The organism is Roseibium sp., from assembly GCF_965229775.1.
Taxonomy (GTDB): Bacteria; Pseudomonadota; Alphaproteobacteria; order Rhizobiales; family Stappiaceae; genus Roseibium.
Genome location: NZ_OZ245929.1, coordinates 99,975 through 121,145, shown reverse-complemented (window position 1 = coordinate 121,145; position 21,171 = coordinate 99,975). Strand labels below are relative to the sequence as shown.

Genomic DNA, 21,171 nt, shown 5'->3' with positions numbered 1-21,171 from the left:
TCGCGCATCGTCTAACGACGAGCGCCGCGGATACGAAATGAACCCAGGTGAGGGACTCGCGCAGAAACCAGCCTGCCGCAAGAGCAATAATGATCTCAAAGGCACTCGATAGAACAAGCGCACACGCCTCATTACCGGGGAGCTCCGGTTCAAATTAAAACGCGCAAGGTGTTCGTTGGTAAACCAACTACCTTGCCGAACGCGCTATAGGCGCTGTTCGGTGAGGGGGCGTGCGGCCCCCGTTTAAGCACCTGCTATTTCTCATCATTCATTTAGACTTTGTGCACAATTCACTGCTTGCCGATTTTGGGGTGACTTTTATCCGAATTCCAGCAATCCACACGAATGACATGAAAAGAGCTCTAAGCGCCATCACTCCGATGCTAGTTCCCTCCGCCTCTGACGTAACTCGGCATTGTCAGATCTCGTCGGCCAATACCGATAGCCGATACCCAGGAAAACCCGCCCGAGGCCAGCCAAAAACAGAGCGGACCTCAATATAAGAAACAAACTAAACTAAAACGAGGAACTTTCAGGGGAACACGTCAGCAGGTCATCCGTACTTAATTTGCAAACTTGTAACTTCCAATTAAATCAGCCCAGTCTGAATAACTCCATTCTCTATGTCTTTGGCTAAATTTTTTAGACCGCAGATCGGGTGGTACTACCGGCGCTCCACCGCATGTATAGTGAACTTCACCAGCTTTCCCTTCAACAAGGTCTCCACAGTGCATTGCGTGCAGCCCGTAATTAGAGGCGAGAGTTCGAATCTCGTTTCCCAACTCAGGTTCAATGGCTGTTAATATCTGCCAATCTCCCCACGCGAGCGCGCAGGTTCTGTAGTCGATCCCTAATTCGCTCGCCATTTCAATCGCCCAAGAGTTAGCCTCTAGACGTAAAATGTCTACATTTGCGGCACAGCCGGCTGTGCTTGCAATCGATCCAATGGCAGACATCAAGCCATCTGAGGCGTCTGTGGCCGTGGCCGTATGACCTGATCGTTGAAGCGCCATTCCGAATGCAGTCTTTGCCATAGGCTTCAACAACGCGCTGGTGACATTTTGAGAATTCGAATTTTCTTTAAAGCCGCGCCGAAGACAGAGTAACACAGAAAGCCAAAAGTGGGCTGTTTGTCCAACTGCCCAGATAGCATTCCCGATTTTGCCTCCACCTCGCCTCAACGGCTCTCCACTAGGAACCGCGCCAATCATTGTCCCGGTTAACCTTACACGTTCTGCGTCACGGAGATTGCCACCGGCAACGCGAACCCCCATCGCTTCAGCGCCAGCAGCAACGCCTTCTAACATGCGGTCAAAATCGAATACTGACATTTGTTCGGGCGCTTCAACAGACAGCAACATTTGCTCTGGCTTTGCTCCCATCGAGGCAATGTCGCTAGCGTTAACTGTGACAGTCATCCAACCAAGATGGAAATAGTCCGGTTCGAAAAGTTCAAAAACGACAGGTGTGGGGCCAGGGTCGGTGGTATGCACCAATGTTGAGGACTTAGAGCCTCGCCTCAGCAATGCACAATCATCTGCTCCATAGCGGCTATCTGATACGCTCGGAAATTTTGGGAGGATCAGCTCACGTGTGATGCGATCTTCACCAAGGTCAATGAGCTTTTTCAAGTTACAGCTTTCAACCGTTCAATAAACCCTACCGACTCGATCAAACGCCGCGGAAGTTCTTCTAAGTCTTGTTGCAAGCGATCTCGCCATGGGCGACATACTCCAGCCGCTGCAACCTCTAACGCGGAGCGCGCGCGCTCTGCAGAACTGAACCCACAAACACAGCGAACCTGTTCATCCAGGAAAACCTGCAAATAATTCGTGTCGCTCGGCAAACCGGTCGCAAAGTTCGACACCACTGCGTCCACCAAACCCATCCTAGCGTTCGAGATTGGTAAGCAATGTACATGTGCATGGCTCACACATTTGCGCGCAGACTTACCGTTGTCACAATGCTCAAATGAAAGAATCCCGAAGCCATTGCGCTCAAAAAGATTCCTGAAGTAACTGAGCTGTTGTTGCAAATCACGCTTCTCTTCGTTGCGCAAATCGCTCAAACGTTCAACGTGACGGACGGGCGTCAGAAGTAAATGACCGATAACTAACGGTGCGATGTCCACGGCCGCAATAAAATATTTGGAGCGCCTGACGAGCGTTTCCTCTGAAGGCAAGCCGAGTTGCTCATTCAGCACAAAGCGGTCATTCGAGCAGAGCCAACAACTATCTGTCATACGGAGCTTTCTCAAAGTTTAATGGACCCATGCTTCATCTGCCTATTATATCGAATCATTAGGCCTTGCAACGCCCAGAGCATCAGTATTCTATGGAAACACAACTTTCTTAACGATTGGCGATTTCTCGCAACCATCGATAAAAAATTCAAAAGTAGAAGTAGATGCAGAAATGGGTACACCAAAGAAAATAGCTGCCTTGTTCGGCAACCAAATCTACACCACTGACCAATCCAAACTAAACTTCGTTCCGCACGATGTCGTCACGATGGCAAATGTCCTTGAGCTTAATTCATGGGAACTTGCAAACATATTGATAAATTACGATCAGGTGGCGGGGAGTGAAGCTATAGACGAGCTGCAGGACTATATAAGTACTAGTTCGGAAAATTGGGACGTACTTATTTACTACGCAGGCCATGGCAAATCAGACGGTCAAGGATATTGGACACCCTCTAAACGTAGCGATAGCGACCTGGACTTTGACATTATCGATTACGCAGTGGAATTGGTATGTAAGCCCAGGGTGCAGCGCTTAACGCTCATTTTGGATGCATGCGAGAGCGCTAGGATCAGCGTCGAAAAAGTAACCGCGAAAATTGGTTTGGCAACCGAAGAAAGTTTCGAAGCGGGTGAGCTCATAATTCTTGCAGCCAATTGGAATGAGGCACATGAAAGCTCTCATTCAAAAGGTGGCTATTTCACTCTCGCTCTTTCAGATTTCTTGAAAAAAGCGGACAATTTTCCTTCGACCTGGGCCAAGCTTCGAGATTACCTGCAGAAGTCACCCCGCCTAGAAAAGTGCTCGTTGCTTGCGTTTCCGGTGGAATCCCTCGACAAACCTATACCATTCTCACCAGCAGGGCAGTTGTGGCCCGGGTCACTCGGTAAGCAAATGCGTTTTTTGCTAAAAAATGCGGACCCGTGCATGGCATTTGGCGCGTTGTTCGGAGCAAGCCGTATAGACAAAGCACTGCGTGAAGAGGTCCATGTTGCCCCACCGGAGGTCTTAGAAACAGCCAAAAAGTTCTCGTTGTCCAATAGGTTCCTCGAAGCGAACGAAGGAAAGATCGACTGGAGTTACCTGGATCGGATGACACTAGCAGTAGCGTCGCCCTTCCATGCTGTCACAGATCTCAGTGATGACGTTTCCGCAGCCCTGACCGTGGCTCTTGCAAAGCTGCTTTACCTTGATCTGAACGAGGAAACGCCCGCGGAAGAAGCTAGAGCAGATGCTGAAAGCATAGATCACCTTAAGGCCCAAAAGATAGCCTCCATGTTTGAAGTCACCGTCGAAGAATTCTCAAGGCTCAGCAACAGGGTGCGCGTACTGATTGTACACACTAAGCTCAAACGAAAAGACACTAACGAAGTCAAAGCGTTCGCCTTTCGATTCCTGAGGATCGGTGAAAACATTGAAGTCCATAATGGGCCAGCTGTCTCATCGCGATTTGAGCGCGCCGCGAAAGAACTAAACGGAATTGAGGTGGCCAAGTTCTTTAGCTGCATAGGAAACTATACGGCAATTGAGTCAGAACAGCACAAGCATGCTATTGGAGTTGCCTACGAACTGCTAATTAATGGCACTCGAGCGCAATCTCTTACTCCGTTCCTGACCGAATGCTTTGCAGACCCTGAGCCGGAAAAGCTCAAGACGGCCGCGAAAACTATTCAAAAGATCCTCACTGAACTTTTCGGTAAGCTCGGCACTAAGCCTTCCTCATGGAAATTCAGCGACGGAAAAGCAATGCCCGGTAAGCTTTCTGATGTCGATACTGGATCTGAACTGAGCAACATTCTTGATGCCTTGCAAAATATGGGAAACACTAAATTTTCTGGGGAGTTAAAAACGAATAGCCTTCAAACTGAACTGCGATTTATTGAGCATTTCTTGCGTAACATTGTCTTTGAAGCAACGACCGAAGGGGTTAAGACAATATGCGGTATTGTCCACGGCGACATGCATCAAAAGAACATAGTTGTCCAACGCCACAGTGTGGATAGCGATGAAGATCAATCCGATGCAAATAATCAAAGAAGAAGAGAAATCAAAAATCTAAGCGACGTTGTGTCTCTAATTGATTTTGAGAACTCTAGCAAATCTGACCTCGCGTTTCTGGATATGGCGTCTTTAGAAGTGTCCTTGGTTGTATTTTTTCTTGAGGATTACGTTGGGTTCGACAAAATCACGCGAATAATCACTAGGATTGAAAGTGAGTGGCTTTCGGAAGATATTAAGCTTGAGCCTGCCACCAACGATGGGCCGCGTGAGGTCGATGAAATAATTCTGAACGCTTCGGGGCAACCAGACTTGGATGCGTATTCTGAGAACAGAGTTTTCCCGGACTACAACGCTTACGAAGGTGTTGCCCATTCTGTAATTGGCGCGATGAGACTTATTTTACGAGCAGCAATATATAAGTTCTACAATAGTAATAATGATGGTATAGAGCTAACAGATCAAAGATTAAAAGCTCACCTTCGCCAATATTATGTGCTGCTGTTCCTTAGCACTGTTCGTTTGATTACCGTCGCGAGTGCGCCGAAGGCGGTAGTTATCAACTATGCATTTTGGTTAGCAAATCAGTTGCGCACCGATAGTGATCTTGTTTTCGAAATGAAGGAAAGCGAGGAGAAAACAGGCTAGAATGTCAACACTTCTGGGTTTGACAGAACGAGAGATTTTTTCTCTGATTACAGCCGGCGATGAACCATTGCTGGAACGCAAGTATTTTGACGATGCGGCTGTGATTTCTACGCAGAACTCTGGGTCGCTTGTCATCGCGTCAGATTTTATTCGAGGACCACATTTCAATCTTGCCGAAGCTGGCCACCTAAGCTTTTTCGATCTTGCACACTACCTTGTCGCCGCTAACGTATCTGACATCGCTGCTATGGGCGTAAAGCCTTTCGGGCTTCTAGACATTTTTAGATATCCGAAAGACACTCCAGCACACATCAAGGAAGAGTTTTTCGCCGGCTTGGCCGACGCCGCCAAACGTTTTGACGTTCGCATCGTCGGTGGGGATACGGGTGGTTATGTTAGTTTTGTCATAAGCGCTACATGTTTTGGCTTCGCTCAAGGAGGGCGCATACTGAAAAGAAACGCTGCTACCCCAGGGCAATTTTTATGCCTTGCAGGTTCGGCGGGTCGATGCAGGGCAGCCCAGAAAGCGCTACTAGGGGTAGGCAGCCGTCCCGTTTCTTCCGATATTGCTGAGCGCTTGCTTGGCAGTTGGCGCCGACCGTCTCCACCGATTGATTTCAGCGTATGGTTAGCCACCAACTCGTTGGCGTACGCAGGGCAAGACACGAGTGACGGACTAGGAAATGCCATCGCAGATATCTGTGAACACAGCGGTTTGCAGATCCGACTCGAAGATATTGATCACTTGGTGGACGATGATGTTCGACATGTCGCAGAGTGTTTCGAAGTTTCCGCGCTTGAATTGGCGATGTCTGTGTCGCCAGATTTCGGACTCTTATTTTCTGCTAATGAAGAAGACTTAGACTCAATTCGAGCGAATCCCTTCGACCAGGCTGTGACCGTACTTGGCAAGTTTCAGAAAGGTGACGGTGCCTACCTGTTGAGCGACGCGCTTGGGACAAGAAAACTTCCACTTGAGTCCTACGATCATTTAAATAGCCTGAAGAATTGACGCACGTTGCAGGCTAACGATTGCGTGGTCCCTTAACAAAATGTCTCATTCACTTGTTTGATTTGTACTTTTGGTTTCCACTTGTTTCAATGAGACTCACTTCAGCGCTTCGTATATTACTCCAGCGATTTCAGGTTGGCTAAGATAACGTCGCACGGAGTGTGCGTCTTCTTGACCGTTGTTGAGCTCTGAATAGTTTGTAATTTTGGCGGGCCCAAAGGTTTGCGCGTCGAGTTTTGGATGTAACGCAACGAAGTCCTCGGGGTCTGCACCGTTCGTCCAACTCTTGACTATCTCTGGCTTGATAAACGGAGGCCCGATACGTTTCCGGACAATCTGAATTCCCAACGGAGAGCCGAGCGTTACGAATTGAGGTATCTTCTCCTCACTGCTAGTGGCACGCAATAGTGAATACATGACGACCGTGCCTAGTGAATGACCAACCACTACGGTATTGTCAAGGTTTGAAAAATCTTGCAAAACCTGATCTTCCACAAGTGCGTTTATTTTTTCATACAGACCTGGTTTGTTCAGATATGCAGCCGCTTGCTCAAGGAATATCCCAGCAAGACCATGGCCCGCAGACGGAACTATCTTCTCAAGCGCTCGAGTGATTGCTTTGAGCCATTTCTTATGGACGCCGGCTGCCATACGTCGTGCGAACTTCGGCTCATCGCTGTCATCTAACTCCAGTGAGACAGTGTTATTATCGATTTCGTAGGCGCGTTGTAATTCTAAGTAGAGCTCAGCGATGCTATCTTCGACGTAGTCAGCATCCGGCGCCTCGGCCCCCATCCTAACACCAGCAGGTTCGGCTCTCCCCCAAGCGTTAGTTTCTTTTGCAAGTACATCCGCATAGTAGGCGGTTCTTACTTCAACGTTATTCCACCATTCGTTAGCCCGATCGCCTATGCCGGAGTGCAAAGCGTTTTTCCAATCTGTTTCAATCTGCTCGGGCGTAAAGTCTTCGTTGTTTATGCCATGAACAAAAACTAGCCGACGCATTCTCTTTTTCCCTCGCAACGTTAGTTGTGAATCGCATAGTCGAAATGATCAGAGACGATATTTATCGCATTCTTTGGAAGTACAACCGCAGCATAACCGAGAGCCATTCCAGCGATTTGATTAATAACCTTTGGAACACTCGCGCCTGAAAGCTCCTGCATGCGCAGCCATCCTTGCCGATATACAGGAAACAATGTGTTGGCAACGACGCGGTCGCGCGCGTTCATTGCAATTGTTGCGTATCTTGGACGCTCAGGGTCGTGGTATTCTTCAACCGCTGGCAAGTCGACTTGTAACTGCCATCCAAACTTACCCTGCGTCCATGTTGGCTGCTGGCCCGCCAAAAGCGCCAGGTCGCAACTCAAGAACCCGGCTTTGACCATAAAGTGCGCTGTCCGTATGATATTATCCTGGTCACCTACCATCCGATAAACATATGCAGCTAGATCTGCTCGTTGCGGCTGGATTTCTTTGCCGGATCTTATCGCATCGGCGTAACTGAGAGCGTCCGAAATGCGAGGAACTCTACGACTACCGCCAAACATGCCAGTTGTAAGCGAGGTATCCCAATCACTTTCACCTGAGTAGACGAGGATGTCACCAGAGTTTCTAGACAACAACAAACTAATGCTGTTCGGATACATAGGTACAAGAGTCCAAGCGTCCCCTTGGCAGACAATTGGTTGAGGTGTAATCTTTTGCGGCTGAGGTTCAAAACGCCATACACCATACCTTTCTGTTAGAGATCCTGAGCCGGCCTGTGTAGGTATAGCTACATTGAGTTCTCCGTCGACTACGACTGATCCTCTCGATTTCTGCTTTGCACCACTTTGCTCAATCAAATTGTATGCGTGCTCAAGACTACGATCAGGCGCAAGATTGGATCTTGCTTTCCGTGTAACTCGCCTCGCACGAGCTCGGGGTCTCTTTGAAGACGCCGGTGGTCTAGTACCTTCGTCCGAGGGACTTTTTGTGCCTACAGATGGATCCGTGTTTGATTGCTCTTCGGGATTTTTTCCCTTGTCATCCAGGATATCGTAGTAGTGATTATATATCCGAAGCGCCGGATTCATATCGGGCGTCATATCCTCATTCAACTCCTGGGCGCGTTTCTTTACCTCTTCTTCTAAGTAATTTGCCAGCAATTGATTGTGAATAACGGTGCCTAAACCGCTCACCTCATCGAGAACTTCGCTAACTCCTCCCTCGAGTGCGTCGCAAAGCGCATCTGAGAAAATACAATATGGCTCTCCCCCATCAACTGCATTCGATTGAAACGAATATTCCCCAAGGGTAGTCGATAAGTTCAGTTCGACTTCAAGTTTAGAGGTTGGTCCACTCCTGGTTAGAATGGGGTCACCTACAAAGTTGATCGTATGGTTAGAAGAGTTTCGACAAGCATCAGCAACTACAATGAGCTGCCCTCTTTTCATTTCCTTGTTTGTCGAGGCAAGACCATAACGGCTAACGCCCTCAACAAAGCGGGGGAAATTGATGCCCTCTCTCAAGTCGTCGGATGCTCCGGTCAGCAGCCAAAACTGATCCGATCCTGATCGAGCAAGACCGTGGCCAGCGAAATAAACAAAAAGTCTATCAACGCCTCGGGTTTCAAGAAATTTCGGTATTTCATGGCGAAGCCGGTCGACAGTGACGTCTTGACCATCGGCGTCGGTAATTTCAAGAACTTCGTAGCCCCTACCAGGGGTATCTACTTTCGCCCACTCTACGAGGCGAGCCGCACTAGTGAGCACACCGGGCAGATCCTGGTACGCTCCTCGGTACTTTGAAACAGCAATAACAATCATTGCTTTCTTCATTTTCGACGCAGCTAACATGTTAAACCGCTCTTGAATCGCCAAATATTTCAATTGAAGTTAGTATGGAGCAAACCTCCTCGATTTTACCTCGAGAAACCGAAAGAAATGCATTTATGACTGTAGGAAAGTCAGCATTTGACCGAAAGTGCGAACATTTTTTGCAGCAAGTTCTTCAATTTGTTTCAGCATGAGTTCAGCGGTCAGCTTTGTGTCCACAAGTGCGTTATGAAGTTTTTCTTCATCCACATCCAACCCGTAGTGCTTCGCTGACGTTGCAAGGTTGTGGCTATCGATATCGGGATGAAGCTTTCTCATCAGTTTAATCGTGTCGATGTAGTAGTCGGTTTGCAGCTCGACACGGTGCCGGTCTTCAGCTTTTCGCATAAACCTCAAATCGAAAGAAGCAATGTTGTGGCCGGCAACAAATTTTTCTCCGACGCGTTTATCGAACTCGACTACCACTTCAGCCATCGACGGCTGCCCTTTTAGGTCTTTTTCATCAATTTTGGTAATCCGTTTCACAGTTTCTGTGAGCGGAAGGTGGTCTTCGCCCGGATGCACAAATTGGTTCCACCCGCCATCTATTATTCTTCCATTGGCAACCTGCACGATAGCCACCTGGATCACTCGGTTCTTCGAGGAATTAAGCCCGGTAGTCTCCAAATCAAACACGGCTATTTCTGCCTCACCTAGACGGGCATCGAAAATTGGATGTAAGGAAGTTGGCATAGTCATTCTCCCAAAAAATTGGTCTTACTGATCGAGGTTTACGTCGACAAAGACCGGGCAATGGTCACTGATTTGTGGATCGCTAAAATCAAACTTTGGTGTCGGAGGAACGCTCACATACGCCCAAAGAGGCTCATTGACGATGACATAGTCGATCGACGTTCGGGCGCTTGAGCTGAACGCTGTACAAGGCAGCTGTTGTTTATGAGGAACTTTGAATATATCAACGGGCTTGCCATCGTCGAGATCTTTGCGGACAACATCATTTGCGCGATCAATTTGTCTATTGAAGTCTCCGAGTAACGCTACTTTCTGATCAGACGCAGATTTTCTATCTAGCCAGTCTTCCAATAGGGGAATTTGCTTGGCAAGCGTCCGGCATGTGCCGTTAGAATTGAGATTATTGTCAGAAAAACAGCCTGACTTGAGATGAATTGAGGCCACCCAAATTTCTTCTCCATCAACCTCCAGAAGAACAGCGGTACCCTCGCGAAGCCTATCTTTCTTGCCGCCTAGATTGTTGAGCGCGATACGTTCAGTACCTATGATCTTGGCGGCGTCGCGGCGCACGACAACGGCGGTGTAAATGTCACGCTCTGTGTCGATGTCTAATTGGTCGGGGTTATCGTTGAGATCATCATCAAGTCTTTTGGAGAAAACCATATCCCAGTCTGTGCTCGGGAACAGAAGTCGTACACCTGCTGGTGCTCCGATCTCCTGCAAACCAATTATGTCGGCATCTAAATTTTCGATAATCTGGCGGATTGCGTCGTAGTCTTCGCTATCTCGCGTCGTGCCTTGGCTACCGTCTCTATTCGGCCGTAGGTGCTCTCCTTCCACGTGCCAAAAGTTTTCAATGTTCCATGTCGCAAGCCGCAATTCACCCGGTGTGGACGTTGCCGCTGACGTAGTGGGCGAAGCAGACGCAATCGACGAGACTATAGAGGTAGCCGATGAAGGCAAAGCCGCACCGCAATCGGAACCATACAGTAGTGTTACGAGCTTCGGTTGATCGATAAAAATGTTGCGGTTGCCCTGGATTTGCTCAATGGCGTCATTGACGCGTCGCTCTTCCGCGTCAGGCGGGTCTGCTAGATGCCAATCGAATAAAGTGCAAAGGTCTCCTAAAGTTGTGCCCTTTCCAGTCAATTTATCTACGAGCACCAAGTCGGGTTCGGTGCCCGTGCCCTCATAGCGCACATCTATGTAAAACATCGCGCGGGCTACATCGCCCTTTATGGCGTCTCTCGGTTCGAAACTGTCATGATCCTTGAACGTGTCCGGTGCTTCGCCTTCAGGAGAGCCACCGTCATCAAAATCAAGGCTTCCGCGACGACTATTGACTGTAGCATCGGCGGGACGCAGATGATGAAGGTCACTCTTTACGGGTTTTTGTTTCGCACCGTGGGATTGCGGCCACAAGTGTTCGCGATTCCAACCGTTTTGGTTGTCTTGATTCACCCTTTGAGACTTTTTTTGGGAGCGATTGGTATAAAAGAGGATCAGGTTTTCTGGATTTGCGGGGTCTTCGAAAATCTGTTCGAGGGCGTCATAAGCGTGAGTGTAGCTAATCTTCGAATGACCTTGTTTTAGCGTCGAGTGAATGTTTGCTCTCAATTGAGTTTCGTCAAATGTTTGCGCTGCGACGCTGGTAGAAAAAATAATCACCGACGTCAAAGTTATCATCGTAGCCGCGAAAAAATTCATTTCTATGCCTCAAAAAAGAGATGAAAAAATGTTTGCTACTATCAAGAATGAAAACACGCGCAGAGGTTGTCAAGTTACATGTTCCTTAGGGTAACACATTCTATGATTGTTTTATTGGTGGGCAAATTTTGATCCTTCGAGCAACCTCACAGACAATTGGAATTTTTTTAATCAGCCTAACGATTCCCAGCGACTTAACATTTTGGTTGCCGCGCTTAAAATTGTCGCGCTATGATTGATCATTTAGTCTAAGCAACGGGGTGAAAATGAAAATTGATGAAGTTGAAAAGCAATGCGAAGAAGTAAGTAAATGGTGGCGAATTTACTATCATTTACTTATTTCGACCCATATTGTGCTAGGCGTTGTTGGTGTCGCGATCGGCGCCGTAATCGCTGCCGATATTAGCGTTTTTTCTCTTGAGACCAAGTACCTTGGCGTAGTTTCATCTGTCATAGTTGGAATTGTTTCTTTCGTTCAACCGGGGCGTATGGCGAGTGTTTTCTACAGTGCTTTCTGGCGCTTAAAGGTCGCTATTTTGCAATCGAAATTGTCGAACGAGAATACTGAACTCCTATTAAAGGTGTTGTCAGAAGGTTATGAGCGAATATCAGCGGTTCAGCCGGAGGAATTGATAAAGCAAAAACAAAAAGAGGAATAGTAAAATTTTATTTGTATAAAATAAAATATTAGAAAAAATGGAAAATTACTTAGACGATAGAATTGATAAAACTGGTGAGGCTGATTTGAGCGTTAAATAACGAAAAATTTGTTTCACTCAGTTTTGGGGGCATCTGCCTGCTTGAGGCGAGCAAATAACTATGGTCGGCAAAGATTAAATAAAACAACCCCTGTTGCTGTAACGTCACTTGGCCTAATCAAGTATTTTGGAGTGGAATGATGAATCAATATCAACAGCACCCGTTGGATCTATTTGACCCTCATCGTAAGGGCTATAAAGCAGTAAATGGCTGGGCAATGGCTTGGGCTTCAAATTTAGCTTACAAATCTGAAGTGCAGATCAAGGGGGCGTTCGATGGTTTCTCTCAAATGGATGATTGTAAGATTGAGTATTTTGAGGATAAGCGCAGTGGCGCGGAGGCCTACGCTATATCTACTCGAACCTTTATACTAATTGCCATACGGGGTACAAATGACCTGACGGATATTCGATATGACTCTAGGGCTTGGTTGCAAAAATTCGAAAGTGGCGGGAGTGTCCACCATGGATTTCTCGAGCAACTAGACGCTATTTGGGAGAAGTTAGCGTGTTTCGTTCGCAGAGAAACCGATCAAATAGAAAACAAAAAACTTTGGATTACTGGTCACAGTCTTGGCGGTGCTATTGCCGTCTTGGCCGCCACGCGATTCCTGGATGAAAAAAGTTGCAGCTTCAAAGACCAGTTTGAATTTGGTCACTTATATACGTTTGGGCAACCTCGTGTTGGAAACAAGGAGTTTGTAAACTATGCGAAACCACTGCTGAAGGGAAAGTACCATCGGGGAACTAAGGCGAATGACATGGTGGCTAACGCTTTGCCACCCAATCTCGTTTATAAGCATTTTGGGGCGGAATGGTACGTAAAACGCTCTGGCAAAATAAATCCATCAGTGCGCTTAACCACAAAATCTTGGGATAGACGTGCGGGTCAACTGGCTTTCATTATCAATTTACTGCCAAACTTGGTGTTTAAGAGAGTAATTGAAATATTTTACGACCATAGACTAGACAAATACGAGCAGCATTTCTTTGATAGTTACCAAAATGCTCTGAAAAGGCAAGGCGGAAGAAAACATGCAAGATAGGGGCTCGGTAACACGCGCTAGTGCACCTTATCGATGATGTGTCCTGGCCACGATAACGCTGCACATCCGCTTGTAATGCTATCTTTGAAGACGGCCTCAGGGTAACTGCCTTGAAACCCGCCGCAGTTCTTATTTAGAATTTAAGTTTAATTCCTGCAGTAAATAGTTCACGCTCCTTGCCCGTACGGTAGTCTTCACCGTTCTCGTATCCTAGGCTCAGAGCAGTAATTCCCTTATCGTCAATGTTGTAGTTGAGACTTGATGAAAACATCCAAGCCTCTTGGCCGGTGTTCAAATCGCGATGGTAGGGAAAAGTTAGCTTTGCGAATAGTTTTCGTTCTAGTTTTTCTGGATAAAGCCAAATCGTTGCGTCAAGAGCGCCGCCGACCCACCAATATCCAGAGTTATCTTCCAAGTTTGTTTTTCCTGCGCGGTCGACTTGTTGAAATAAAGTGTCGGCCTGAGCCAACCAAGTGAAACCAATGGGTAGGTTCGGAACCGACATGTAACTTCCTAGCGCAATCGGAGTGATGTAAGGCTGCCAACTTGCTTCAGCGCCGTAAATTCGACCCTCAAATTCGAAATCGGTTTGAAAGCTTGGACTAAAGTTGAAAACTTGGATTCCTTTCGTGAAACCGCCAAAAACTTCAACTTGATTATCAAGGCCGAAGATTAGTTTGTCGCGTTCAGCGTCGGGGCTGCCGGTGCTTTCCAGATAGTCAAAGTCCGCCCAAACCGCGGACGCCAATCCCGAAACAAAAAGGTCGTTCGCAGCTTGTCCCCTTGGACGCTCAACCCTCGTGTTGCGATACAGTACTAGAGACGCAACTCCCTTTGCTTGGAACTGGTTATCGTTCGCAGTTTCGTTGCGAACAATACTGAATTCCGCTCCGTCTGCCGCAGAAGTTGCGATGGACTTGTTGTAAACAGAAATGTTCAACCGGTTGTTTCGTAGAAAGAACCTTTGATCCGATCGCTTTTCGTCTTGTAACGCCTCGTCGGGATCTGCCAAATCCGCAACTTGTCGAGATGGGCCGAAATTTAAGTCAGACAGTACTTCGTCTACTTCCGTCTCGGAATAGGTTCTACCCAACTTAACGTCTCTATCCTTCTCAATACTTGTAACTTCATTTGGATCCAGTCGTCCATTTACGGGGTCAGAGTCATACTTCCGCAGAACACGGTTCTGCAGATGCAGTATGTAGACTGACTGCTCGTCTCCCACATCAATTCTACCGTTTTCATTGAAATCGTATTTTTTGAGTTGTTCAATCGGTAGTCCGAAAGCAGTGTTTTCAAATCCGCCGATCGCCAAAATGAAAACAGAGCCGTATAGACTAAGCGCTCTCCCAAAAGATAAAATGTTATCAGGGAGTAAGCGTATAACCATTGTTGCGATACCACTGCTTGATCGCATCGTTGTATTCTCCGACTGTCCTTGTGTGGCGTACATCATCGGGATGCATCGATACCCCGTCGTCTGCGAAGGGTTGTGCCTCGTGAACCTCGTAAAGGAATGCCGCCCTAGCTGGGCCACCTCCTGGTAGATATAAATCGAGGGAGTCAGACACTCGAACCAATATCCAATCACTGGTATCATTAAAACGCTTCTGAGCTAGAAGTCTCTTTAGCGATATCAATATTATTTGTCGACTTTGTTGAGGCATGTCTAAATTCTTGACGCTGAGTTAGTTTATTCAATTTAAATTTGGCAGTTGAGTCAACTCGATTTAGGTGTATTTTTTACATATCTATAAAAAAATATGATCTCAGATTATCCATATAGCAGCGCAAAAAAGGTTTTCGTCAAAAGATAAAATGTCTTTGGGTGAGAAAACTTTGTTTGCAACTAAGCAAAATTTACCCGTTTGACAAAAGAAAGCGGTTCAATCTGGATCCGTGGCGAAGGGTGTCAAAAAATTCGAAATGCCGAACTGAGATTTGCTCCAACTCCGCCCACGTTCGCTTGGGGTATAGGGTCTAGAAGTTGGGGGTGTTGTTCGAAAAAGCGCTGGAAGGACGGCTCATGACTTGGCTGGCTTTCAATCAGGCTTTGGAACTCGCTCAAAACCGGTGTGCTGAGCGCAAGCCAACGCGCAGAAAGTGCCCTCACAAGCTCTTGCGAGGATTGCGCATTTCCCAGTTGTTGGAACGTAAGTACTGTACCCACTACGCTACTCACATCGCTATCATCAGCGAAAGCGAGGATGCATCTTACAAGAGCTTGTCTCGCGACGTCAGATAGTTCGTGGAAGCCGCCCGTCTTGTGCTCTACGGTTTTGAACAGGTCATCATAGCCCGCAATTTTTAGTCGATAGGGCCTTTCGCAGGCAGCCACATCCGCAAGTAACCCAACAGCAAGAGACTGATTTGCGAATGTGTCATTTGCTTCAAAAACTTCCACAATTTGCTGGATGCCTATCTCTCCCCAAAAGAGTAGACAAAGACCGGCTGGAGCCTTGAGCGCCCACTTGTGTGTTGTTCCCCCATAATCATCTTCAAATAGCTTTCGAGCGAGCAACAAGGCGTCTAGAGAGCCATCCTCCATGCAACGAACAAGTAACTGCTTAAGTTTCTCAGGGCGGATACCAGAGGCGATAAACGTTTCGACGTCATCTTTTAGCAAGATCTTTCCTCGCGGTTAGACTAGGTCTCCGCAGGTAACTTGTGAATTACTAAGCTGACAAGTCCTGTTTGCCCAACCCGTCGCATTCAATCTCACGCATTTGAAACCCAGAATGCAACCCCGGGCGATCCACAGGTGACTGATCCCACTGTGTGCGCGACCTAACTATCGCATTTTGATGAGGTCTTTTTGGTAGCGGAGGAGGGACTCGAACCCCCGACACGCGGATTATGATTCCGCTGCTCTAACCACCTGAGCTACTCCGCCAACCGGGCGCGCGGGCGTCGGTTGAGGCCGGCGCGACGTGGGGTGCTTATAGTGAGGCTGCGGGCAGGCGTCAAGCGCAGAATGAGCGCCTGACCGCAAACGCTTTTTCCATGCTTCAAGCCGCGGAAACCGGGGCTTCGGATTGTGGAAAATCGGCAGGTGCCGCGACGGATCGCTCGGTCTTGTCGATCCATCCTCCCCCCAGCACGCGGGCGGTGTCGTCGTCGCTGTCGAAGAAGACACAGGCCTGGCCGGGCGCAACACCGGTTTCCCCGTTTGCCAGTTCGACAAAGCCCTTGCCGCCCAAAAGACGCAGGGTTGCCGGTGCGGGCGGGCGCGTGGAGCGGACCTTGGCGAAGAGCTCGACCTCGTCGCCTTCATCGAGCGGCTGGTCGCCGATCCAGTTCATTTCGCGCAGCAGGATCGTCCGGGTTGCCAGCGCCTCACGCGGGCCGACGATCACTTGGCGGCTGTCGGCATCCAGGCGGACAACGTAAAGCGGTTCGCCCGTCGCAACGCCGATGCCCCGGCGCTGACCGATGGTGAAATGAATGATGCCGTCATGGGTGCCGAGCTTGCGCCCGTCCATGTGCACGATCTCGCCCGGTTCGGCCGCATTGGGCCGCAGCTTGCGGATCACTTCGGCATAGTCGCCATTGGGAACGAAGCAGATGTCCTGGCTGTCGGGCTTGTCGGCGACCGACAGGCCGAACTCCGCGGCTAGCTCGCGTACCCTGGACTTGGGCATGCCGCCGAGCGGGAAACGGATGAAATCGAGCTGCTCCTGCGTGGTCGCGAACAGGAAATAGCTCTGGTCCCGGTCGAGATCGGCCGGGCGGAAAAGTGCGCGCTTGTTGCCCATCTGCGCCGAGCGGACATAGTGGCCCGTCGCAAGGGCGTCTGCTCCGAGATCGCGTGCGGTCTTCAAGAGGTCGGTGAACTTGACGGTCTGGTTGCAGGACACGCAGGGGATCGGGGTCTCACCGGCGATGTAGCTTTCGGCGAACCGGTCCATGACCTGTTCCTTGAAGCGGCTTTCGTAATCCAGCACGTAATGCGGGATGCCGATTTTCTCCGCGGCGCGGCGCGCATCGTGGATGTCGACACCGGCGCAGCACGACTTGGCCTTGGCGACCGCAGCGCCGTGATCGTAGAGCTGCAGGGTGACGCCGATGACGTCGTACCCTTGCGCTTTCATGAGCGCGGCGACAACGGAGCTGTCGACGCCGCCCGACATGGCGACAACGACGCGCGTATCCTCCGGACGGCCGGGCAGATCAAGACTGTTTCCCATTTTCAACACTTCCAGAAGCGTCGGCCTTGCGGCGGACCTTTGTCCAAGGTCGCCGATCGCGTCTTCAGGATCCCTGCGCGCCAGATCAAGGCCATTTCAAAGTTGGCGGCACTATACAGACAGGATCATGCAATGCCAATTGCAGGCAGCGCGCGGCAGGCATGCTTTGCCGGATCGGCAACTCTTGCCGACCCGCAGTCGAGGGTCAGGCCATTCTTTGTCAAGGAGTTTTATACTTTTCAACGACTTACCCTGCCTTCCGACTTGGCCTGCGGCTTGCTTTGTAGGCGGTGACGCAATGTGCCCTTCTTGCAGGGCAATGACTTCGGGGGCGAATTTGCTGCCATTTGGACTGATGACCGATGTATCTGCCGGAGCCCTGGCTGCCGGGACGGGTGCGCTTCCGGGTTTGGGAAAGCCTGTTGGCGATCGGGTCGGGACATCTGATTTCGAAACAGAGCTGACCGCGTTTTCGGACGTCACCACCAACGGTGCGCCCGGGATGCCGGACGGCACCGAATTTGCCGGCGGCGAATTTCCGCTCGCCTTTGCGGCGCTGTTCAATCCGGTTGAGCCCGGGGTCGACCCTGAGGCTGGCGGCGAGGCGCCGGAAGCAGCGGGGCCGGCCGGTCCGGCGCCCCTTCCGGTTCCCGATGCAGACGGCGAAGGTGTTGCGCCGGTACCCGCCGGGGCTGCTGCTCCTTTGCCGGGCCCTCCGCTTCCTTCCGCGGGTAGCGCGGCGCGTGCACCGGAAACGGGACCGTCGGACGTGCCCGAGCTTCCGGGCCAGCCATCAGCGCAGACGTCGCAACCTCAACCGATCCCGGCCGGGCCGCCTGAAGGGCTTGCCGATGAGCAGCAGGCCCGGCCGGCCAATACGCCCATTCAGCCGCCGCCGCCGGTACAGTCCGGACCCGTCGCCCAGACAGGCGGCCTGCAAAACGGACCGGCAGCACCTGCGCAAGCCGCTGTCAATGTACCTGGACCGCAGCCGGACGCGGACCCGGTTCCCGTGTCTCAGGCCGCCCGGGTCGTTGTGCCGGAAGCTGCTGTGCCTGATAAGAACGCGCCAGCGAATACACCGCGGCCTGCAGAGCCCGCGCCGCCGCCGGCGCAAGATGCGGGCGCTGCCGCTGCGCAGAGGCCCGCGCAAGTTGCTGTCCCGAGCGCGCCCGCACAGCCGGCGGCTCAGCTGCTTGCCAATGGACGCAGGTGGCAGAGCGAACTGCCGAGCGAATTGCGCGCACCGGTCCCGGCATTCTCAAGGAGCGCGGAGGTCGTGCTGCCGCCGCAGGCTGCTGCAGCTTCTGTAGTGGCTGACAGCACGACAACACCGCCTGCCGCTTCCAGTGCGCCGGCCGGCGGCAACGCACAGGCGCCGACGGTTCCCGTTCAGACACCCGTGCCGGCGAGCACGCTGCCCGAGACAGGAACAAGGGTGGCGCAGCCCGCCAGTGACGCGCCGGTGGCCGGTTCTGATCCGCTGCCCGCAGCCGGAAGTGAATCTTCAGGCAACCGGCCCGAGGCAGTTCCGCTGATACAGGTTGCAAGGCAAGGGGCGCAGAACACCGGTCCCGGGCCATTGACACCTCAGGTGGCAAGCGACCCTTCTGCTGATGTGGCTCCGGAAGGGGTCGAACCTGTCTCCCTGAAAACGGAAACCGGCGTGAAGGACAGCAAGGCGCCGCAGCAGGCAGCCGGTCCGGACAACCAGTCGCCGGGGCGTGTGCCTCACGGTGACACGAATTCCGCGCCGCAGGCAGGAGCCAATGTTGCCGATGCACGTCCGGTGGCCGGTCCGCTGGCCGCCGCCGCGCTGGCACCCCAGGCTCCTGTTGATGACCCGGACCTCCTCACAAAGCCGGTTGAATTCACAACGACCGGCGATTTCGCCGCCACCGTGCGCGGTGGCGAGACGCATGGTGCCGTCAGGACCGAGAGTCTGCAGACCCCAAGTCAGGCCCAGTCGGGACAGGTGGCGACGCAGGTCGCCGCAGAGATTGCCAGACATCTCAAGAATGGTCAGACCCGCTTCCAGATGCGGTTCGATCCTCCGGAACTCGGCCGCGTTGACGTCAACATGCGCGTCGGCGCTGACGGCGGCGTGCAGGCACATCTCATCGTGGAGCGTCCAGAAACCCTCGACATGTTCCTGCGCGACCAGCGCAGTCTTGAGCGGGCCCTGGAAGCTGCCGGGCTCAGCACGAATTCCGAGAACCTTCAGTTTTCGCTGAAACAGGATGGAGGACGGGGCTTTGCCTCCGGTGACGGCCAGGGTGACCAGGGCGCACAAGTAGCGGAAGGCGCGGGCGGTCCGGAAGGTGACGACCTGGATCCGGAGACCGAAGAGATCATCCGGCTGACACTTGCCGAGAGCCGCGGCGGCCTCGACGTGAAGATTTGACGAACGGGATGACGGGTCATCCAAGGAGCATAGCGTGACAACCGTTTCTTCCAGTACGACTGGGACCTCGCAGAGTACCAGCACGGCCAGCCAGTCCGGCCTCATGGCCAACTATGAGCTGTTCCTGAGCATCCTCACCACGCAGATCCAGAACCAGGATCCGCTCGATCCGATGGACTCGGCTGAATACACAAGCCAGCTTGTGCAATATTCAAATGTCGAACAGTCGATCCAGCAGAACAAGAACCTCGAAGAAATCATCGCCATGCTCGGCAGCAACATGAGCATGAGCTATGTCGGCTATATCGGCAACGAGGTGACGGCGGATGCATCTACCACCACGCTGTCCGGCGGCCAGGCAACCTGGACCTACGACGTCAGCGAAGACGCAACCGGAACCTATGAAGTCCGCAACTCCAGCGGCGTGGTCGTCTATACCGGCGATGCGGATCTCAGGGCAGGTTCGGGAACCGTCACGTGGAATGGCCAGTTGTCCGCCGGCGGTGAAGCTCCCGCCGGTCTTTATACGATCTCGTTCGATGTTCGGGATGCCGCCAGCAACCGGGAAACCGTCAGGACTGAGACGAAGGGCATCGTCGACAGCGTCGATCTTTCCGGATCGGAAGTCGTTCTGAATGTCGGCGGTCAGAGCGTTCCCATTTCCTCGGTGACGTCCGTTTCTGCTCCCTCCTGATGCAACTCCAGGGCGGATTTACCACCTGCCTGGGCATCTTTTCAGGAAAATCGGCCAGATATTCGGGCCTGATCAGCCGTTTCGCCGGAAAACCGGTGGGGTTGAGCAGATTTTTTTGCGGGCCGGGTCCCTCGTGCGCCAACTCACCGCTTTGCGTTTCCTTCGATCTGCCTCGCAAATTGCACATGCGGGAATTCATGGTTAACAGAACCATGCAATACAGTTAATAACTTTAGATTTTTTCTTTGGGACTTCCTAAATATCATTCACTAAATTTAGATTTTATAGTTAATAAAAACACAATTTTGCTTTAGGCGTTTGTTAAGCGTCGTCTTGTAGTCTCATCTCACCTTGGTCATGGTTAGTGTGAGAGTACAATGACCGAACAAATTCGTTCGCGTGTAAAATATGTCATCGGCCCCGATGGTAGCCCGCTCACAATTGCGGATCTGCCACCAACATCGACGAAGCGTTGGGTTATTCGTCGCAAGGCCGAAGTTGTCGCCGCAGTTCGCGGAGGTCTCCTGTCCCTCGAAGAGGCGTGTCAGAGATATACCCTGACGGTTGAGGAATTCCTCTCCTGGCAGAGTTCCATCGAAAAGCACGGACTTGCGGGTTTGCGCGCCACGCGCATCCAGCAATACAGGGGCTGACGCTCTGAAATCAGAGTAATACGGGCGCGTGCCGCTGCTCGTTTGAAGAGGTCGGTTATTCCGGCCTTTTTTATTTGCCTTGTCTGATCCCGGTTTATCCAAAAGTTAATGAACTGGGCATTTTTTCCCCACCTCGCTCGCGTTTTGCGATTCCCGAAATCCCGGAAATCCGTCGTTTTGCCAAATTGGGCCGGATACCGTTAACCAGTTGTTAACCGTCTGGGCGGCAAATTTTGCCCATCGAGGGTGTGGCGTGTCGAGCCGACTCCA

16 protein-coding genes and 1 tRNA gene are annotated in these 21,171 nt (G+C 51.1%); 7 read left to right on the top strand and 10 right to left on the bottom strand.

The window, feature by feature from the left end:
- Window positions 1-563 precede the first annotated feature (563 nt).
- Window positions 564-1,631 (bottom strand): thiamine-phosphate kinase, encoded by a 1,068-nt coding sequence (locus tag ACO07N_RS00550; RefSeq protein ID WP_421979149.1) that lies wholly within the window; start codon window positions 1,629-1,631, stop codon window positions 564-566.
- On the bottom strand, window positions 1,628-2,242 hold the full coding sequence (locus tag ACO07N_RS00545; RefSeq protein WP_421979148.1) for an HIT domain-containing protein: 615 nt from the start codon (window positions 2,240-2,242) through the stop codon (window positions 1,628-1,630). The genes ACO07N_RS00550 and ACO07N_RS00545 overlap by 4 nt, the downstream gene beginning before the upstream one ends.
- Before the next feature lie 172 nt (window positions 2,243-2,414).
- Here ACO07N_RS00545 and ACO07N_RS00540 point away from each other — a divergent pair, with 172 nt between their 5' ends.
- Together ACO07N_RS00540 and ACO07N_RS00535 are read left to right on the top strand one after the other, a co-directional pair.
- On the top strand, window positions 2,415-4,889 hold the full coding sequence (locus tag ACO07N_RS00540) for a caspase family protein (protein WP_421979147.1): 2,475 nt from the start codon (window positions 2,415-2,417) through the stop codon (window positions 4,887-4,889).
- A gap of 1 nt (window position 4,890) precedes the next feature.
- Window positions 4,891-5,901 (top strand): thiamine-phosphate kinase, encoded by a 1,011-nt coding sequence (locus ACO07N_RS00535; RefSeq protein WP_421979146.1) that lies wholly within the window; start codon window positions 4,891-4,893, stop codon window positions 5,899-5,901.
- Window positions 5,902-5,997: 96 nt separating this feature from the next.
- Here ACO07N_RS00535 and ACO07N_RS00530 read toward each other — a convergent pair whose 3' ends face one another.
- From ACO07N_RS00530 to ACO07N_RS00515, 4 genes are all read right to left on the bottom strand, one after another.
- Window positions 5,998-6,906: a hypothetical protein gene (locus ACO07N_RS00530; RefSeq protein WP_421979145.1), complete on the bottom strand. Its 909-nt coding sequence runs from the start codon at window positions 6,904-6,906 to the stop codon at window positions 5,998-6,000.
- Between the two features lie 20 nt (window positions 6,907-6,926).
- Complete coding sequence (locus ACO07N_RS00525; protein WP_421979144.1) at window positions 6,927-8,741, bottom strand: caspase family protein; 1,815 nt, start codon at window positions 8,739-8,741, stop codon at window positions 6,927-6,929.
- 93 nt (window positions 8,742-8,834) lie between these two features.
- Window positions 8,835-9,452 (bottom strand): PolC-type DNA polymerase III, encoded by a 618-nt coding sequence (locus ACO07N_RS00520; RefSeq protein ID WP_421979143.1) that lies wholly within the window; start codon window positions 9,450-9,452, stop codon window positions 8,835-8,837.
- Between the two features lie 24 nt (window positions 9,453-9,476).
- Window positions 9,477-11,159: an endonuclease gene (locus tag ACO07N_RS00515; RefSeq protein ID WP_421979142.1), complete on the bottom strand. Its 1,683-nt coding sequence runs from the start codon at window positions 11,157-11,159 to the stop codon at window positions 9,477-9,479.
- Between the two features lie 266 nt (window positions 11,160-11,425).
- Here ACO07N_RS00515 and ACO07N_RS00510 point away from each other — a divergent pair, with 266 nt between their 5' ends.
- Window positions 11,426-11,818, top strand: a complete 393-nt coding sequence (locus ACO07N_RS00510) for a hypothetical protein (protein WP_421979141.1) — start codon at window positions 11,426-11,428, stop codon at window positions 11,816-11,818.
- 239 nt (window positions 11,819-12,057) lie between these two features.
- Window positions 12,058-12,963: a lipase family protein gene (locus ACO07N_RS00505; protein WP_421979140.1), complete on the top strand. Its 906-nt coding sequence runs from the start codon at window positions 12,058-12,060 to the stop codon at window positions 12,961-12,963.
- Between the two features lie 133 nt (window positions 12,964-13,096).
- On the opposite strand, the gene ACO07N_RS00500 is transcribed toward ACO07N_RS00505, so the two are convergent.
- From ACO07N_RS00500 to mnmA, 4 genes are all read right to left on the bottom strand, one after another.
- Window positions 13,097-14,380 carry a hypothetical protein gene (locus ACO07N_RS00500; protein ID WP_421979139.1) on the bottom strand — a complete coding sequence of 428 codons (1,284 nt, stop codon included), beginning with the start codon at window positions 14,378-14,380 and terminating at the stop codon, window positions 13,097-13,099.
- Between the two features lie 495 nt (window positions 14,381-14,875).
- Window positions 14,876-15,589: a hypothetical protein gene (locus ACO07N_RS00495; RefSeq protein WP_421979138.1), complete on the bottom strand. Its 714-nt coding sequence runs from the start codon at window positions 15,587-15,589 to the stop codon at window positions 14,876-14,878.
- A gap of 190 nt (window positions 15,590-15,779) precedes the next feature.
- Window positions 15,780-15,856: transfer RNA gene (locus tag ACO07N_RS00490), tRNA-Met, on the bottom strand.
- Between the two features lie 115 nt (window positions 15,857-15,971).
- Window positions 15,972-17,150, bottom strand: a complete 1,179-nt coding sequence (gene mnmA, locus ACO07N_RS00485) for a tRNA 2-thiouridine(34) synthase MnmA (RefSeq protein ID WP_421979137.1) — start codon at window positions 17,148-17,150, stop codon at window positions 15,972-15,974.
- Between the two features lie 355 nt (window positions 17,151-17,505).
- Here mnmA and ACO07N_RS00480 point away from each other — a divergent pair, with 355 nt between their 5' ends.
- From ACO07N_RS00480 to ACO07N_RS00470, 3 genes are all read left to right on the top strand, one after another.
- Window positions 17,506-19,554 (top strand): flagellar hook-length control protein FliK, encoded by a 2,049-nt coding sequence (locus tag ACO07N_RS00480; RefSeq protein WP_421979136.1) that lies wholly within the window; start codon window positions 17,506-17,508, stop codon window positions 19,552-19,554.
- A gap of 34 nt (window positions 19,555-19,588) precedes the next feature.
- Window positions 19,589-20,248 (top strand): flagellar hook assembly protein FlgD, encoded by a 660-nt coding sequence (locus ACO07N_RS00475; RefSeq protein ID WP_421979135.1) that lies wholly within the window; start codon window positions 19,589-19,591, stop codon window positions 20,246-20,248.
- Window positions 20,249-20,625: 377 nt separating this feature from the next.
- A complete protein-coding gene (locus ACO07N_RS00470; protein ID WP_029065927.1) occupies window positions 20,626-20,901 on the top strand; it encodes a DUF1153 domain-containing protein in 276 nt (91 codons plus the stop codon).
- Window positions 20,902-21,171 lie beyond the last annotated feature (270 nt).

What these genes read in the sequence shown, in the direction of transcription:
- ACO07N_RS00545 (WP_421979148.1), bottom strand. Translation starts at nt 2,242, where the DNA reads ATGACAGATAGTTGTTGGCTCTGCTCGAATGACCGCTTTGTGCTGAAT.
- ACO07N_RS00540 (WP_421979147.1), top strand. Translation starts at nt 2,415, where the DNA reads ATGGGTACACCAAAGAAAATAGCTGCCTTGTTCGGCAACCAAATCTAC.
- ACO07N_RS00535 (WP_421979146.1), top strand. Translation starts at nt 4,891, where the DNA reads ATGTCAACACTTCTGGGTTTGACAGAACGAGAGATTTTTTCTCTGATT.
- ACO07N_RS00530 (WP_421979145.1), bottom strand. Translation starts at nt 6,906, where the DNA reads ATGCGTCGGCTAGTTTTTGTTCATGGCATAAACAACGAAGACTTTACG.
- ACO07N_RS00525 (WP_421979144.1), bottom strand. Translation starts at nt 8,741, where the DNA reads ATGTTAGCTGCGTCGAAAATGAAGAAAGCAATGATTGTTATTGCTGTT.
- ACO07N_RS00520 (WP_421979143.1), bottom strand. Translation starts at nt 9,452, where the DNA reads ATGCCAACTTCCTTACATCCAATTTTCGATGCCCGTCTAGGTGAGGCA.
- ACO07N_RS00515 (WP_421979142.1), bottom strand. Translation starts at nt 11,159, where the DNA reads ATGAATTTTTTCGCGGCTACGATGATAACTTTGACGTCGGTGATTATT.
- ACO07N_RS00510 (WP_421979141.1), top strand. Translation starts at nt 11,426, where the DNA reads ATGAAAATTGATGAAGTTGAAAAGCAATGCGAAGAAGTAAGTAAATGG.
- ACO07N_RS00505 (WP_421979140.1), top strand. Translation starts at nt 12,058, where the DNA reads ATGAATCAATATCAACAGCACCCGTTGGATCTATTTGACCCTCATCGT.
- ACO07N_RS00500 (WP_421979139.1), bottom strand. Translation starts at nt 14,380, where the DNA reads ATGCGATCAAGCAGTGGTATCGCAACAATGGTTATACGCTTACTCCCT.
- mnmA (WP_421979137.1), bottom strand. Translation starts at nt 17,150, where the DNA reads ATGGGAAACAGTCTTGATCTGCCCGGCCGTCCGGAGGATACGCGCGTC.
- ACO07N_RS00480 (WP_421979136.1), top strand. Translation starts at nt 17,506, where the DNA reads ATGACCGATGTATCTGCCGGAGCCCTGGCTGCCGGGACGGGTGCGCTT.
- ACO07N_RS00470 (WP_029065927.1), top strand. Translation starts at nt 20,626, where the DNA reads ATGACCGAACAAATTCGTTCGCGTGTAAAATATGTCATCGGCCCCGAT.